The 15499-nt window shown below is 55.1% G+C and carries 11 protein-coding genes and 1 tRNA gene; all 12 read left to right on the plus strand.

Going from position 1 to position 15499, the window contains the following annotated elements:
- Nucleotides 1-88 precede the first annotated feature (88 nt).
- The 12 genes from MARLIPOL_RS06125 (at nt 89) to fusA (ending at nt 15419) form a co-directional block, all read left to right on the plus strand.
- Nucleotides 89-164 (plus strand) — tRNA-Trp (locus tag MARLIPOL_RS06125).
- 33 nt (nt 165-197) lie between these two features.
- A complete protein-coding gene (gene secE / locus MARLIPOL_RS06130; protein ID WP_012139847.1) occupies nt 198-566 on the plus strand; it encodes a preprotein translocase subunit SecE in 369 nt (122 codons plus the stop codon).
- A 12-nt stretch (nt 567-578) separates the two neighbouring features.
- Complete coding sequence (nusG, locus tag MARLIPOL_RS06135) at nt 579-1112, plus strand: transcription termination/antitermination protein NusG (protein WP_012139848.1); 534 nt, start codon at nt 579-581, stop codon at nt 1110-1112.
- A gap of 118 nt (nt 1113-1230) precedes the next feature.
- Nucleotides 1231-1662: a 50S ribosomal protein L11 gene (rplK, locus tag MARLIPOL_RS06140; protein WP_012139849.1), complete on the plus strand. Its 432-nt coding sequence runs from the start codon at nt 1231-1233 to the stop codon at nt 1660-1662.
- Nucleotide 1663: 1 nt separating this feature from the next.
- Nucleotides 1664-2362, plus strand: coding sequence for a 50S ribosomal protein L1 (gene rplA, locus MARLIPOL_RS06145; protein ID WP_012139850.1), 699 nt, complete (start codon nt 1664-1666; stop codon nt 2360-2362).
- A gap of 247 nt (nt 2363-2609) precedes the next feature.
- On the plus strand, nt 2610-3140 hold the full coding sequence (gene rplJ, locus MARLIPOL_RS06150; protein WP_036190863.1) for a 50S ribosomal protein L10: 531 nt from the start codon (nt 2610-2612) through the stop codon (nt 3138-3140).
- 40 nt (nt 3141-3180) lie between these two features.
- A complete protein-coding gene (gene rplL / locus MARLIPOL_RS06155) occupies nt 3181-3555 on the plus strand; it encodes a 50S ribosomal protein L7/L12 (RefSeq protein WP_036190864.1) in 375 nt (124 codons plus the stop codon).
- 242 nt (nt 3556-3797) lie between these two features.
- Nucleotides 3798-7874 carry a DNA-directed RNA polymerase subunit beta gene (gene rpoB / locus MARLIPOL_RS06160; RefSeq protein ID WP_012139852.1) on the plus strand — a complete coding sequence of 1359 codons (4077 nt, stop codon included), beginning with the start codon at nt 3798-3800 and terminating at the stop codon, nt 7872-7874.
- A gap of 80 nt (nt 7875-7954) precedes the next feature.
- The gene (rpoC, locus tag MARLIPOL_RS06165; protein ID WP_012139853.1) at nt 7955-12169 is read left to right on the plus strand and encodes a DNA-directed RNA polymerase subunit beta'; all 4215 of its coding nucleotides are present in this window, start codon (nt 7955-7957) and stop codon (nt 12167-12169) included.
- A 167-nt stretch (nt 12170-12336) separates the two neighbouring features.
- Nucleotides 12337-12711, plus strand: a complete 375-nt coding sequence (rpsL, locus tag MARLIPOL_RS06170; RefSeq protein ID WP_012139854.1) for a 30S ribosomal protein S12 — start codon at nt 12337-12339, stop codon at nt 12709-12711.
- A 113-nt stretch (nt 12712-12824) separates the two neighbouring features.
- Nucleotides 12825-13295: a 30S ribosomal protein S7 gene (rpsG, locus tag MARLIPOL_RS06175; RefSeq protein WP_012139855.1), complete on the plus strand. Its 471-nt coding sequence runs from the start codon at nt 12825-12827 to the stop codon at nt 13293-13295.
- Between the two features lie 18 nt (nt 13296-13313).
- A complete protein-coding gene (fusA, locus tag MARLIPOL_RS06180) occupies nt 13314-15419 on the plus strand; it encodes an elongation factor G (RefSeq protein WP_012139856.1) in 2106 nt (701 codons plus the stop codon).
- Nucleotides 15420-15499: the final 80 nt, after the last annotated feature.

Here is a 15499-nt window from a genome sequence, read left to right on the forward strand (position 1 = left end):
GCCGTACCGTTGGTGCCGGCGTAGTCGCCAAGATCATCGAGTAACCCTCGGGTTACTCGATTGTAGTTGCACTGAGTTGTTTCGGTGCAGGCCAGTAGCTCAATTGGCAGAGCAGCGGTCTCCAAAACCGCAGGTTGGGGGTTCGATTCCCTCCTGGCCTGCCATTTTTTAACATCCGGATACATAAGTTGATTCCTATGGAGTCAAAAGCCGTTCAGTCAACCAGCCGTTTCGATACCCTGAAGTGGCTGGTTGTGTTTGTTCTGATTGCCATCGGTGTGGTGGGGAATCAGTATTTTAGTGCCGAGTCACTGCTATATCGTGTTCTGGCTCTTGTGGCTCTTGCGTTGGTGGCGGCTTTTGTTGCGCTGCAGACTGATCGCGGTCGTCGTTTTGCGACGCTGCTCAAAGAGGCCAGGGTTGAAATCCGGAAAGTAGTATGGCCCACCAGGCCCGAGCTCGTTCAAACCACCGTTATTGTGGTGGTCTTTGTGCTGGTTGTGGCGTTGTTGTTGTGGGGAATGGATTCGCTGATCAGTTGGCTGGTCGCCGGATTTATCGGTTAACAGGAGTGGGCAATGGCTAAGCGCTGGTACGTCGTTCATGCGTATTCTGGCTTTGAAAAGCACGTAATGCGCACTCTGAAAGAGCGTGTTGCTCTTAACGGCATGGAAGAGCAGTTCGGTGAGATTCTGGTTCCCACCGAAGAAGTTGTCGAGATGCGTGACGGGAAGAAGCGTAAGAGTGAGCGCAAGTTCTATCCTGGTTATGTGTTGGTCCAGATGGAAATGGACGATGCCACCTGGCACCTGGTGAAGAATACGCCGCGTGTGCTTGGCTTTATTGGCGGTACCAAGGACAAGCCGGCGCCGATCACTGAGCGTGAGGCGGAAGCTATTCTGCGTCGAGTTGAGAGTGGCGCCGACAAGCCGAAGCCCAAGACGTTGTTTGAGCCGGGCGAGATTGTACGCGTTGTTGAGGGGCCGTTCGCGGACTTTAATGGCGTTGTGGAAGAAGTTGACTACGAAAAGAGTCGAGTCAAGGTTGCAGTGCTTATCTTTGGTCGTTCAACTCCGGTAGAGCTGGAGTTCGGGCAGGTTGAGAAAGACTAAGCGGTAGCCCGAAGGCTAAAAGCTCGCGCGCTAATGCGACGCGGGCTTTTTGTGTCTGCTTTATGCAGTTGTAGAAACAGGGGAGCCGAAAGGCGTCAGAACCCACAGGAGAGCTATCATGGCAAAGAAGATCGAAGCATATATCAAGCTTCAGGTTGCTGCCGGCAAGGCCAACCCGAGTCCCCCCGTTGGTCCCGCTTTGGGTCAGCGCGGCGTGAATATCATGGAGTTCTGTAAGGCGTTCAACGCCCAGACTCAGGATATGGAGCCGGGCCTGCCGATTCCGACTGTTATCACCGTATACAGTGATCGCAGCTTTACCTTCATCACCAAGACCCCGCCTGCACCGGTCCTGCTGAAAAAGGCAGCTGGCATCAAGAGCGGTTCCGGTCGTCCGAATACCGACAAGGTTGGTACCGTGACCCGTGAGCAGCTTGAAGAAATTGCCAAAACCAAAGAGCCGGATCTTACTGCAGCCGATATGGATGCAGCGGTTCGTACCATTGCAGGAACAGCCCGTAGCATGGGCCTGAATGTGGAGGGCCTGTAACATGGCAAAGCTGAGCAAGCGTCAGAAGCTGATCCGCGAAAAAGTTGATTCCACCCGCGCCTACTCTGTAGACGAGGCTGTTGCGTTGTTGGTTGAACTTGGCCAGAACGTCAAGTTCAAAGAGTCCGTGGACGTCGCCGTTAATCTGGGTGTGGATGCGCGTAAATCCGACCAGGTGGTACGTAGTAGCACGGTTCTCCCCCACGGTACTGGTAAGACCGTTCGTGTTGCTGTATTCACCCAGGGTGCCAATGCCGAGAAGGCAGCAGCCGCTGGTGCTGATGTGGTTGGTATGGATGACCTGGCAGACGAAGTTAAAAAGGGCAACATGGACTTCGATGTGGTTATCGCCACTCCGGATGCCATGCGTGTTGTAGGTCAGTTGGGCCAGATCCTGGGTCCCCGCGGCCTGATGCCGAACCCGAAAGTCGGTACCGTTACACCGGACGTTGAGACTGCGGTCAAAAACGCCAAAGCCGGTCAGGTTCGTTACCGTACCGACAAGAACGGTATTATCCATGCTCCGCTGGGTAATGTTGAATTCTCTGCCGAGAACATCAAGGAAAACCTTGAGGCTCTGGTGGCAGATCTGAAAAAGGCCAAGCCGTCGTCGGCGAAAGGTGTGTATCTCAAGAAGATCACCGTTTCCTCGACTATGGGTCCTGGCCTGACTATCGATCAGAGCGGTCTGAATATCTGATCATCTGAACGGTAGTTACTTTGTAGTCTGGGCGGAAGCCAAGGCTGTCAAAGACCGCAGGCCCCTGAAGTCAATTGACTGGAAGGGTTAAAGCAATGCCTGCGCAGACGGTGTGAAGACGTTCTCTCTGAACCCAAACACCGTTAAGGCGCCCGTAAAAGGCCGATTGCGACAGAGTCGCAGGAAAGCTTCAAGGGCAATGATGGGTTTGCCGGGAATACCCCCGGCGAAATCGAGGAGAAATCCAGTGGCAATTAGACTCGAAGACAAGAAAGCGATCGTCGCTGAAGTCAACGAGACTGCCGGTGGTGCTCTGTCTGTGGTTCTGGCTGACTACCGTGGTGTCACCTCTGGTGATATGACGGCTCTTCGTGCCAAGGCTCGTGCTGAAAGCGTGCATCTGAAGGTTGTTCGTAACAACCTGGCAAAGATTGCGATTCGCGGTACTGAGTTCGAGTGCATTGATGAGGCCCTGGTTGGCCCGACCATTCTGGCGTTCTCTATGGAAGATCCGGGTGCGGCAGCACGCCTGCTCAAGGATTTTGCCAAAGAGAAAGAGGCATTTGAGATCAAGGGCCTGGCCGTCGGCGGTGAGCTGATGGGTGCAGACCAGATTGATCGCCTGGCCAAGCTGCCAACGCGTCACGAAGCGTTGACTATGCTGGCTGCAGTAACACAGGCACCGATCACCAAGCTGGCACGTACACTGAACGAAGTTCCTTCGAAAGTGACTCGTGCTGTAGCGGCAGTTCGCGACCAGAAGCAAGAAGCTGCTTGATTCTGTTGAACACCATTTTTTATATTTTTGGGAGAAAGTCATGGCTCTGTCTAACGAAGACATTTTGAACGCAATTGCTGAAATGAGCGTAATGGACGTTGTTGCGCTGGTTGAAGCAATGGAAGAAAAATTCGGTGTATCTGCCGCTGCTGCAGTTGCCGCTGCACCAGTTGCTGCTGGTGGCGAAGCTGCCGCTGAAGAGCAGACCGAGTTTGACGTAGTACTTACCGGTCCTGGTGAGAAGAAAGTAAACGTTATCAAGGCCGTTCGTGAACTGACCGGCCTGGGTCTGAAAGAAGCTAAGGAAATGGTCGACAGCGCTCCTTCCGTTATCAAGGAAGCAGCTAGCAAAGACGACGCTGAAGAAGCCAAGAAGAAGCTTGAGGAAGCAGGCGCTTCTGTTGAGCTTAAGTAAGAGTCGGCTGTTGATCGAAACCGTGCATTAAGCATGGATGGGCTGGTGGCTTTATGCCACCGGCCTTTTTCTGTTGTATATGCTATAGAGTCTGGTGTGCAATTACAGGTTGATGTCAGTTTCTATAACCTACAGCCAGAGTCTTGTTCAAGACGGCGCAGTATGCCGAGCAAATCGGCCCCGAAGCAGAACAATGGTTGCTTCTTGATACCAGGTATCAGGTCTAAAGCTGGGGAATGCAGATGACTTACTCCTACACTGAGAAAAAGCGGATTCGCAAAGATTTTAGTAAATTGCCTTCCGTGATGGACGTCCCCTATTTGCTGTCTATTCAGCTGGATTCGTTCCGGGACTTCCTCCAAATGGAAGCCGCACCCGAAGATCGCCGGGAAACCGGTCTTCACGCAGCATTCAAATCCGTATTCCCGATTGTCAGTTACTCTGGCAACGCCGCGCTCGAATACGTGAGTTACCGCATCGGCGAGCCGGTATTTGATGTCAAGGAATGCCAGCTTAGGGGCGTAACCTATGCAGCGCCGCTGCGCGTCAAAGTCCGCCTTATCATTTACGATAAGGAGTCGTCTAACAAGGCGATCAAGGACATCAAAGAGCAGGAAGTCTACATGGGCGAAATGCCCCTGATGACGGAGAACGGTACCTTTGTTATTAACGGTACCGAGCGAGTAATCGTCTCCCAGCTCCACCGTTCACCTGGTGTGTTCTTCGATCACGACAAGGGTAAAACCCACTCATCCGGCAAGCTGCTTTATTCAGCGCGGGTGATTCCTTACCGTGGCTCCTGGCTCGATTTCGAATTCGATCCCAAAGATTGCGTCTTCGTTCGTATTGACCGTCGTCGCAAGCTACCAGCGTCCATCCTTTTGCGGGCGCTGGGCTACAACTCCGAGCAGATGCTGGAGATGTTCTTCGAAACCAGTAAATTCGCAGTCGGTGCAGAAGTGTGCAAGCTCGAACTGGTTCCGAGTCGTCTGCGTGGCGATATCGCGACTTTCGATATCAAGGACAACGAGGGCAACCTCATTGTCGAGGAAGGTCGCCGGATTACCGCCCGTCACATCAAGCAGCTCGAAAAGACCGGTATCAGCGAACTGGAAGTACCGACTGAGTACCTCTATGGCCGCGTATTGGCCAAGGACATGGTGGATACCAAGTCTGGTGAAGTGCTGGTTGAGGCAAACAGCGAGCTGACCGAAGAGGTTGTCACCAAGATTCTGGACGCCGGTGTGACAGAGATCGAAACTCTGTATACTAACGATCTGGACTGTGGTCCGTTCATGTCTGACACCCTGCGTATCGATCCGACCCGCTCTCCGTTGGAAGCGCTGGTTGAAATCTATCGCATGATGCGCCCGGGTGAGCCTCCCACAAAAGAATCGGCGGAGAACCTGTTCAATAACCTGTTCTTCTCCGAAGAGCGTTACGATCTGTCTGCTGTCGGCCGCATGAAGCTGAACCGTCGGCTGCGTCGTGAGGAGAGTACCGGTGAAGGTACGCTGACTCACGAAGATATCATCGACGTTCTCAAGACTCTGATCGATATCCGTAACGGCCAGGGCAACGTCGATGACATCGACAACCTGGGTAACCGTCGCGTTCGTTGTGTCGGTGAGATGGCTGAAAACCAATTCCGTGTTGGCCTGGTGCGTGTTGAGCGTGCGGTCCGCGAGCGTCTGAGCCTGGCTGAAAGTGAAGGCCTGATGCCTCAGGACCTGATCAACGCCAAGCCCGTAGCTGCAGCCGTGAAGGAATTCTTTGGCTCCAGTCAGCTGTCCCAGTTCATGGACCAGAACAACCCGCTGTCCGAGGTCACGTACAAGCGTCGTATTTCTGCTCTCGGCCCCGGTGGTTTGACCCGTGAGCGTGCTGGTTTTGAGGTTCGGGACGTACACCCGACTCACTATGGTCGTGTTTGTCCTATCGATACACCGGAAGGCCCGAACATCGGTCTGATCAACTCGTTGGCAACCTACGCCCGCTCGAACTCATACGGCTTCCTGGAGAGTCCGTACCGTAAGGTGGTCGATGGCGAAGTGACTGATGAGGTGGTGTATCTCTCCGCGATCGAAGAGAGCAATTACATCATCGCACAGGCCAGTGCGGCGATGGACGAGAACAAGCGCCTGACCGACGAACTGGTTACTGTCCGTCATCAGAACGAATTTACCGTTACTCCGCCGGAAAACGTCAACTTCATGGACGTTTCCCCGCGGCAGGTTGTTTCGGTTGCGGCATCCCTGATTCCGTTCCTGGAGCACGATGATGCCAACCGGGCTCTGATGGGCTCCAACATGCAGCGTCAGGCCGTGCCGACTCTGCGTTCTCAGGTACCGCTCGTTGGTACCGGTGTGGAGCGCACGGTGGCTCAGGACTCCGGCGTATGTGTGACCGCACGTCGCGGTGGTGTGATCGAGAGTGTGGATGCGGCTCGTGTGGTTGTCCGTGTCAATGACAGCGAAACCGAGGCCGGTGATGCTGGTGTGGATATCTATAACCTCACCAAGTACACCCGTTCAAACCAGAACACCTGTATTAACCAGCGCTCCATTGTGCGTCAGGGCGATGTGGTTGCTCGTGGTGATGTGCTGGCTGACGGGCCATCCGTCGATCTGGGTGAGCTGGCGCTGGGGCAGAACATGCGCATCGCATTCATGCCCTGGAATGGCTATAACTTCGAGGATTCCATCCTCATCTCCGAGAAAGTGGTACAGGAAGATCGGCTCACGACTATCCACATTCAGGAACTGACCTGTGTGGCTCGTGACACCAAGCTGGGCAGCGAAGAAATTACTGCGGATATTCCGAACGTTGGTGAAAGTGCGCTGTCCAAGCTGGACGAGTCTGGCATTGTCTATATCGGTGCGGAAGTTGGTCCCGGTGACATTCTGGTTGGCAAGGTGACGCCGAAGGGCGAAACCCAACTGACGCCGGAGGAGAAGCTGCTGAGGGCTATCTTCGGTGAGAAGGCCTCGGACGTTAAGGATACCTCCTCCCGTGTGCCGACTGGCACCCGTGGTACGGTCATCGATGTTCAGGTGTTCACCCGTGACGGTATCGAGAAGGATCAGCGTGCCCAGTCCATCGAGAAAGAGCAGCTGGACCAGTATCGCAAGGATCTGAAGGACGAGTATCGAATCGTTGAAGGTGCCACCTTTGAGCGTCTGACCAGTGCCCTGAAGGGGCAGGAAGTGATCAGCGGCCCGGGCCTGAAGAAGGGCGCGACGCTTGATGACGCTTACCTGGCCGAGTTGCCAAGGGATGACTGGTTCAGGTTGCGGATGAAGGACGAAGCCCTGAACGAGCTGCTGGAGAAATCCGAGCAGGGGCTGGAAGATCGCAAGAAAGAACACGAAGCACGCTTTGATGACAAGAAGGGTAAGCTGCAGCAGGGGGATGACCTCGCGCCGGGCGTACTCAAGATTGTTAAGGTGTATCTGGCGATCAAGCGCCGCATTCAGCCAGGCGACAAGATGGCCGGCCGTCACGGTAACAAGGGTGTTATCTCTGCGGTTATGCCGATTGAGGACATGCCTTACGATGATCATGGTACAACCGTCGATATCGTGCTGAACCCGCTGGGTGTTCCGTCGCGGATGAACGTAGGTCAGGTGCTTGAGACTCACCTGGGTGCCGCAGCGAAGGGGCTAGGCGAGCGCATCAGCCAGATGCTGGATGAACAGCGTAAGGTGGCCGAGCTGCGTCAGCTGCTGGATGAGATCTACAACCACTCTGACGAAGTGACCAAGGTGGACCTGGACTCGTTCAGTGACAAGGAAATCCTTGAGATGGCGGGCAACCTGCGTACAGGTGTTCCCATGGCGACGCCGGTCTTTGACGGCGCCAAGGAAGCCGAGGTCAAGCGTATGCTTGAGCTGGCCGGCCTGAATACCACGGGTCAGACCAGGTTGTACGATGGCCGTACCGGTGATGCATTTGATCGTCCGGTTACCGTGGGCTACATGTACATACTCAAGTTGAACCACCTGATCGACGACAAGATGCACGCTCGTTCCACCGGTTCTTACAGCCTGGTTACCCAGCAGCCGCTGGGTGGTAAGGCGCAGTTCGGTGGTCAGCGCTTCGGTGAGATGGAAGTGTGGGCTCTGGAAGCCTACGGTGCGGCGTATACGCTGCAGGAAATGCTTACCGTCAAGTCTGATGATGTAAACGGTCGGACCAAGATGTACAAGAACATTGTCGATGGCGATCATCGCATGGAGCCGGGTATGCCCGAATCCTTCAACGTTCTTGTCAAGGAAATCCGCTCGCTGGGTATCGACATCGAGCTGGAATCCGACTGAGCCGAATTGTTTTTTGGCAGCGTGAGCGGGAAGCCCTCTGGGCTCCCGCCCGAGATTAACGCCATCCGGAGCTTTTACTGATGAAAGATTTGCTGAATCTTCTCAAGAGCCAGAATCAAAGCAAGGAATTTGATGCCATCCGTATCGGGCTGGCATCTCCCGACATGATTCGGTCATGGTCTTTTGGCGAAGTCAAAAAGCCTGAGACTATTAACTACCGTACCTTCAAGCCGGAGCGTGACGGTCTGTTCTGTGCCAAGATCTTCGGCCCGATCAAGGACTACGAGTGTCTGTGCGGCAAGTACAAGCGCCTCAAGCATCGCGGTGTGATCTGCGAAAAGTGCGGCGTTGAAGTTGCACTGGCCAGTGTTCGTCGTGAGCGCATGGGCCACATTGAGCTGGCCAGCCCGGTCGCTCACATCTGGTTCCTGAAGTCACTGCCATCCCGTATCGGCCTGATGCTGGATATGACCCTGCGTGACATCGAGCGGGTGCTGTACTTCGAGTCCTTCATTGTTATCGATCCGGGCATGACGACCCTGGAGAAGGGGCAACTGCTGAACGACGAGCAGTATTACGAAGCGCTGGAAGAGTTTGGTGACGAATTCGACGCCCGTATGGGTGCCGAGGCGGTCAAGGAATTGCTGGAAGGCATTGATCTGCAGGAAGAGGTGGATACCCTGCGTGAAGAGATTCCTCAGACCAACTCCGAAACCAAGATCAAGAAGTTCAGCAAGCGCCTGAAGATTCTTGAGGCGTTCCTGTACTCCGGCAATAAGCCAGGTGACATGGTCATGACCGTGCTGCCGGTTCTGCCGCCGGACCTGCGTCCGCTGGTGCCGCTGGACGGTGGTCGATTTGCCACCTCAGATCTGAACGATCTGTACCGCCGCGTGATCAACCGGAACAACCGTCTCAAGCGTCTGCTGGAGCTGAACGCGCCGGACATCATCGTGCGCAATGAAAAGCGTATGCTGCAGGAAGCTGTGGACGCGCTGCTGGATAACGGTCGCCGTGGCCGTGCCATCACTGGCACCAACAAGCGCCCGCTGAAGTCCCTGGCTGACATGATCAAGGGTAAGCAGGGTCGTTTCCGTCAGAACCTGCTGGGTAAGCGTGTCGACTATTCCGGTCGTTCGGTGATCGTGGTGGGTCCGTACCTGCGTCTGCACCAGTGTGGTCTGCCGAAGAAGATGGCCCTGGAGCTGTTCAAGCCGTTTATTTTCTCCAAGCTTGAGCATCGTGGCCTGGCGACTACCATCAAGGCGGCCAAAAAGATGGTCGAGCGCGAGGAAGGCGTGGTCTGGGATATCCTGGATGAGGTCATCCGTGAGCACCCGATCATGCTGAACCGTGCGCCAACTCTGCACCGTCTGGGTATTCAGGCGTTCGAGCCAGTGTTGATCGAAGGCAAGGCGATTCAGCTGCACCCGCTGGTGTGTGCCGCCTACAACGCCGACTTCGACGGTGACCAGATGGCGGTTCACGTACCGCTGACCCTGGAAGCACAGCTTGAAGCCCGTGCGTTGATGATGTCTACCAACAACGTGCTGTCGCCTGCCAACGGCGAGCCAATCATCGTCCCGTCCCAGGACGTGGTTCTGGGCCTGTACTACATGACCCGTGAGCGCAAGAGCGCCCTGGGTGAGGGTATGGTCTTTGCCGATGTGAAAGAGGCACACCGTGCCTACGGTGCTGGCAAGGTCGACCTTCAGGCCATCGTCAAGGTGCGCGTGAAGGAAGTCACGATTCAGGAAGACGGCCAGCGTACCGAAGAGTACAAGATTGTTGATACCACCGTTGGCCGTGCGCTGTTGTTCGATATCGTGCCGGACGGTCTGTCCTTCGACCTGGTGAACAAGCCGATGGTCAAGAAGGCGATCTCCAACCTGATCAACACCTGTTATCGGGATGCGGGTCTGAAAGACACCGTTATTTTTGCCGACCAGCTGATGTACATGGGTTACCACTACGCCACGGTCTCCGGTATCTCCATCGGCTTTAACGATTTCGAGATCCCGCCGGAGAAATACGAGCTGGTGGATGCTGCCTCCGATGAAGTTAAGGATATCGAAACCCAGTACGCGTCCGGTCTGCTGACCCAGGGCGAGAAGTACAACAAGGTTATCGATATCTGGTCCCGTGCCAACGACAAAGTGTCCAAGGCCATGATGGAGCGCCTGTCCAAAGAACAGGTAATTGGCCCTGATGGCAAGCCGGTGAAAGGCGAAGACGGCGAAGACGAAATGCAGGAGTCGTTCAACTCCGTGTATATGATGGCCGATTCCGGGGCGCGGGGTTCCGCCGCCCAGATTCGTCAGCTTGCGGGTATGCGTGGTCTGATGGCCAAGCCGGATGGCTCCATCATCGAGACGCCGATCACCGCGAACTTCCGTGAAGGCCTGAACGTACTGCAGTACTTCATCTCCACTCACGGTGCTCGTAAGGGTCTGGCGGATACCGCCCTGAAGACCGCGAACTCCGGTTACCTGACGCGTCGTCTGGTAGACGTCTCCCAGGATCTGGTGGTGACCGAGGAAGATTGTGGTACTTCCGAAGGCCTGCTGATGACGCCGCACATCGAAGGCGGCGACGTGGTTGTGCCGCTGGGTGATCGTGTGCTGGGTCGTGTCACGGCTCGTGATGCGTTCACTCCGACTGACAAGGACAACGCGGTGGTTCCCGCCGGTACCTTGTTGGACGAGAAGACAGTAGGAATGCTGGAGCATGCCGGTGTGGATGAGGTCTGGGTGCGCTCTGCGATTACCTGTGAGACCCGTCACGGCATCTGTTCCAAGTGCTACGGTCGCGATCTGGCCCGTGGCCACCGGGTGAATGTTGGTGAGGCCGTGGGTGTTATCGCCGCACAGTCCATCGGTGAGCCGGGTACCCAGCTGACCATGCGTACCTTCCACATCGGTGGTGCGGCAAGCAGGGCCTCTGCTGTGGACAATATTCAGGTCAAGCATGGTGGCACGGTTCGCCTGCACAACCTCAAGTCCATTGAGAAGAGTGACGGCTCCCTGGTTGTGATTTCGCGCTCCTCCGCGTTGGCAGTCGCTGATGAGCAGGGGCGTGAGCGTGAGTGGTACAAGCTGCCATACGGCGCAGTCCTGTCCGTGAAGCACGGTGATGCTGTGGAAGCCGGTGTTGTGGTCGCGAAATGGGATCCGCATACGCATCCGATCATCGCGGAAGCTGGTGGTACCGCCAAGTTTGTCAACATGGATCAGGGCATTACTGTCCGCACCCAGACCGACGAACTGACCGGTTTGTCCACCATGGAAGTGATCGATTCGAAGGAGCGTCCGGCTGCTGGTAAGGACATCCGTCCGGCCATTCAGCTGATCGATGAGAAGGGCGAAGATGTTGAGCTGCCGGCCGGCGGTACTGCTATCTTCTTCCTGCCCGCTAATGCTCTGGTGACCATGGCCAACGGTGCCAGGATCGAGCTGGGTGACGTCGTTGCACGTATTCCGCAGGAAAGCTCCAAGACCCGGGATATTACCGGTGGTCTGCCGCGGGTTGCCGACCTGTTCGAGGCTCGTCGCCCGAAAGAGTCGTCCATCCTGGCGGAAATCAGCGGTACCGTATCCTTCGGCAAGGAAACCAAGGGCAAGAAGCGCCTGGTGATCACTCCGAAGGATGGCGATGCCTATGAGGTTCTGATTCCGAAGCACCGTCAGATGAACGTGTTTGAAGGTGAAACGGTTGAGAAGGGTGAGGTGATTTCCGACGGTCCGTCCAACCCCCATGACATCCTGCGTCTGCTGGGTGTGGTTGAGCTGGCCAAATACATCACCAACGAAATCCAGGACGTTTACCGTCTGCAGGGTGTTGTCATCAACGATAAGCATATCGAGGTTATCGTTCGTCAGATGCTGCGCAAAGTGGAAATCTCCGATCCGGGTGATACCACGCTGTTGTCTGGTGACCAGGTGGAAATTACCCAGGTTCTGGAAGAAAACGAAAAGGCCAATGTGGCGGACAAGGAACCTGCGCGGTTCGAGCGTCTGCTGCTGGGTATCACCAAGGCTTCACTGGCTACCGAGTCGTTTATTTCTGCGGCTTCGTTCCAGGAAACCACCCGGGTACTCACCGAAGGTGCGGTCACCGGTAAGCGTGATTACCTGCGCGGCCTTAAGGAAAACGTTGTGGTTGGTCGTTTGATCCCGGCCGGTACCGGTCTGGCGTACCACAATGAGCGTCGTCGCAAGCGCGAGCTGGAAGAGCAGGGCGTAACCGCGGCTGACGTGGAAGAAGCTCTGAGCGCTGAGCTCAACCGCGAAAGCTGAGTTGGGAAGTGCGCCACCCACCGGTAGTTACTTATGCGGCGGGTGGTTAAAAAGAGATCAGTCACCTTGACTGTGCAAGGGCGCAGGCTTAAACTTGCGTCCCTTAAATTTTGCCCCCAGCTTTTGGGGGCAAGTTTCATTGATATGGTTTTTTGGAGTTTGCTTACATGGCAACGATTAATCAGTTGGTGCGTAAGCCTCGTAAGCGCAAGGTAGCCAAGAGCGACGTTCCCGCGCTCCAGGCCTGTCCTCAGCGCCGTGGTGTGTGCACTCGTGTGTACACCACAACGCCGAAGAAGCCGAACTCAGCACTGCGTAAAGTGTGCCGTGTTCGTCTGACCAACGGCTTCGAGGTTTCCTCATACATTGGTGGTGAAGGTCACAACCTTCAGGAGCACAGTGTTGTGCTGATCCGTGGCGGTCGAGTAAAAGACCTTCCGGGTGTGCGCTATCACACTGTTCGCGGAACGCTGGACACCCAGGGTGTACAGAACCGTAAGCAGGGCCGCTCCAAGTACGGTGCAAAACGACCCAAGTCCTGATGTCCCACGCGGGTGTCTTTTATCGTTGCTTGTCAGAACGGTAAGAGTAAGGCTGAGTAGCAGATGCTATCTCAGGGGTTCCTGAAGACCTTTTAATAGATAAGGGCTTATCGATGCCTAGAAGAAGAGTTGCAGCAAAGCGGGAAATTATCCCGGATCCGAAATTCGGCAGTGCACGTCTTGCCAAGTTCATCAACCACGTGATGGAGAGCGGTAAGAAGTCGGTCGCAGAGCGCATTGTTTACGGCGCACTGGACATCGTTGCCGAAAAGTCGAAGGAAGAGCCGATCGAGATGTTCGAGAAGGCCCTGGAAAACATCCAGCCGATGGTTGAGGTTAAGTCCCGTCGAGTGGGTGGTGCTACCTATCAGGTGCCCGTAGAAGTACGGCCTTCCCGTCAGAACGCGCTGGCCATGCGCTGGCTCGTAGAATATTCACGGAAGCGCGGTGAGAAGTCTATGGCGCAGCGTCTGGCAGGTGAGATTCTTGACGCCGCTGACAGCAAGGGCTCCGCTGTTAAGAAGCGTGAAGACGTACACCGCATGGCAGAAGCCAACAAGGCGTTCTCTCACTTCCGTTTCTAATCAGCCGAGGTTTATACAGTGGCACGCAAGACTCCTATCAAGCGTTACAGAAACATTGGTATTTGTGCGCACGTTGATGCGGGCAAAACCACAACCACCGAGCGGGTCCTGTTCTACACAGGTATTTCCCATAAAATCGGTGAAGTTCATGATGGTGCGGCTACCATGGACTGGATGGAGCAGGAGCAGGAGCGTGGTATTACCATTACCTCTGCTGCGACGACCTGTTTCTGGCAGGGCATGGACAAGCAGTATCCGGAACACCGGATCAATATTATCGATACCCCGGGGCACGTTGACTTTACTATCGAAGTAGAGCGTTCACTGCGTGTGCTGGATGGTGCGGTTGTTGTGTTCTGTGGTTCCTCAGGCGTAGAGCCGCAGTCAGAAACTGTGTGGCGTCAGGCCAACAAGTACGAAGTTCCTCGCATGGTGTTCGTCAACAAGATGGACCGTGCCGGTGCCAACTTCCTGCGTGTGGTTGACCAGATCAAGAACCGTCTGGGAGCCAATGCGGTTCCCATTCAGCTGCCAATCGGTGCTGAAGATAACTTCGCCGGCATCGTTGATCTGATTCGTAACAAGGCGATCTACTGGAATGAAGAAGATTCCGGTGCTACTTACGATCAGAAAGATGTTCCCGAGGAAATGGCGGATGAAGTCGCCATGTACCGCGAGCAGATGATGGAAGCTGCGGCTGAGGCCAATGAAGAGTTGATGGAGAAGTACCTGGAAGAGGGTGAGCTGACCATCGACGAGATCAAGAAAGGGTTGCGCGTACGCACCCTGGCCAACGAAATCGTTGTTGCTACCTGTGGCTCGGCATTCAAGAACAAGGGCGTTCAGGCGGTTCTGGATTCCGTTGTCGAGTTTCTGCCTGCTCCGGATGAGGTTAAGGCCATTCGCGGTGAGGTTGACGAAGACGGAACCGAAGAAACCCGTCAGGCGGATGATGATGCGCCGTTTGCTGCGCTCGCGTTCAAAATCGCGACTGATCCATTCGTGGGTACGCTGACCTTCTTCCGGGTTTACTCTGGTAAGCTGGAATCAGGTAATGCGGTATACAACTCGGTCAAGGCCAAGAAAGAACGCGTCGGCCGTATGGTTCAGATGCACTCCAAGGATCGCCAGGAAATCAAAGAAGTTCTGGCGGGCGACATCGCTGCTGCGATCGGTCTGAAGAGCGTCACCACCGGTGACACCCTGTGCGACGAGAACCACAAGATTATTCTTGAGCGCATGGAGTTTCCGGAGCCGGTTATCTCTGTGGCTGTTGAGCCGAAGTCCAAGGCTGACCAGGAGAAGATGGGTGTTGCGCTGGGCAAGCTGGCCCAGGAAGATCCGTCTTTCCGTGTGCGCACTGATGAAGAATCCGGTCAGACCATCATCTCCGGTATGGGTGAGCTTCACCTGGATATCATCGTTGACCGTATGAAGCGTGAGTTCAAGGTGGAAGCAAACATTGGTAAGCCGCAGGTGGCCTACCGTGAGTGCATCCGCAAGCCGGTAGACGTGGAAGGTAAGTTTGTTCGCCAGTCTGGTGGTCGTGGTCAGTACGGTCACGTCAAGATCAAGCTTGAGCCGCTGCCGCTGGATGATGAAGATGGTGAGAACTTTATCTTCGTGAACGAGATTGTTGGTGGTGTGGTTCCAAAGGAATACATCCCGGCAGTTCAGCAGGGTATTTCCGAGCAGATGCAGAACGGCTGTCTGGCCGGTTATCCGCTGCTGCGCATCAAAGCGACCCTGTATGATGGCTCGTATCACGATGTTGACTCCAACGAGATGGCTTTCAAAGTCGCCGGTTCCATGGCGATGAAGAAAGGTGCTCTGGAAGCCAATCCTGCGCTTCTTGAGCCGATCATGAAGGTTGAAGTTGTCAGCCCTGAGGAGTACATGGGTGACGTCGTCGGTGATTTGAACCGTCGTCGCGGCCTGATTCAGGGTATGGATGAGGGCCCTTCGGGTAAAGTCATCCGTGCAGAAGTTCCGTTGTCGGAGATGTTCGGTTACGCCACCGATCTGCGTTCTGCAACGCAGGGTCGGGCGTCTTATGCGATGGAGTTCTCCCGTTACATGGAAGCTCCTTCGAACATTGCCGAAGCGATCATTAAAAAGGGTTGATCCCCAGGACTTAAGAAACAGGAAGAGGTGTAACCGTGTCTAAAGAAAAATTTGAACGCAGTAAACCGCACTTGAACGTG

The sequence above is a fragment of the Marinobacter lipolyticus SM19 genome (assembly GCF_000397065.2).
In the GTDB taxonomy this organism is placed as follows: domain Bacteria; phylum Pseudomonadota; class Gammaproteobacteria; order Pseudomonadales; family Oleiphilaceae; genus Marinobacter; species Marinobacter lipolyticus.

Excerpts from the sequence above, each read along its gene's own strand:
- rplA (WP_012139850.1), top strand. The coding sequence starts at position 1,664 with ATGGCAAAGCTGAGCAAGCGTCAGAAGCTGATCCGCGAAAAAGTTGAT.
- rplL (WP_036190864.1), top strand. The coding sequence starts at position 3,181 with ATGGCTCTGTCTAACGAAGACATTTTGAACGCAATTGCTGAAATGAGC.
- rpoC (WP_012139853.1), top strand. The coding sequence starts at position 7,955 with ATGAAAGATTTGCTGAATCTTCTCAAGAGCCAGAATCAAAGCAAGGAA.
- rpoB (WP_012139852.1), top strand. The coding sequence starts at position 3,798 with ATGACTTACTCCTACACTGAGAAAAAGCGGATTCGCAAAGATTTTAGT.
- rplK (WP_012139849.1), top strand. The coding sequence starts at position 1,231 with ATGGCAAAGAAGATCGAAGCATATATCAAGCTTCAGGTTGCTGCCGGC.
- rpsL (WP_012139854.1), top strand. The coding sequence starts at position 12,337 with ATGGCAACGATTAATCAGTTGGTGCGTAAGCCTCGTAAGCGCAAGGTA.
- secE (WP_012139847.1), top strand. The coding sequence starts at position 198 with ATGGAGTCAAAAGCCGTTCAGTCAACCAGCCGTTTCGATACCCTGAAG.
- rpsG (WP_012139855.1), top strand. The coding sequence starts at position 12,825 with ATGCCTAGAAGAAGAGTTGCAGCAAAGCGGGAAATTATCCCGGATCCG.
- nusG (WP_012139848.1), top strand. The coding sequence starts at position 579 with ATGGCTAAGCGCTGGTACGTCGTTCATGCGTATTCTGGCTTTGAAAAG.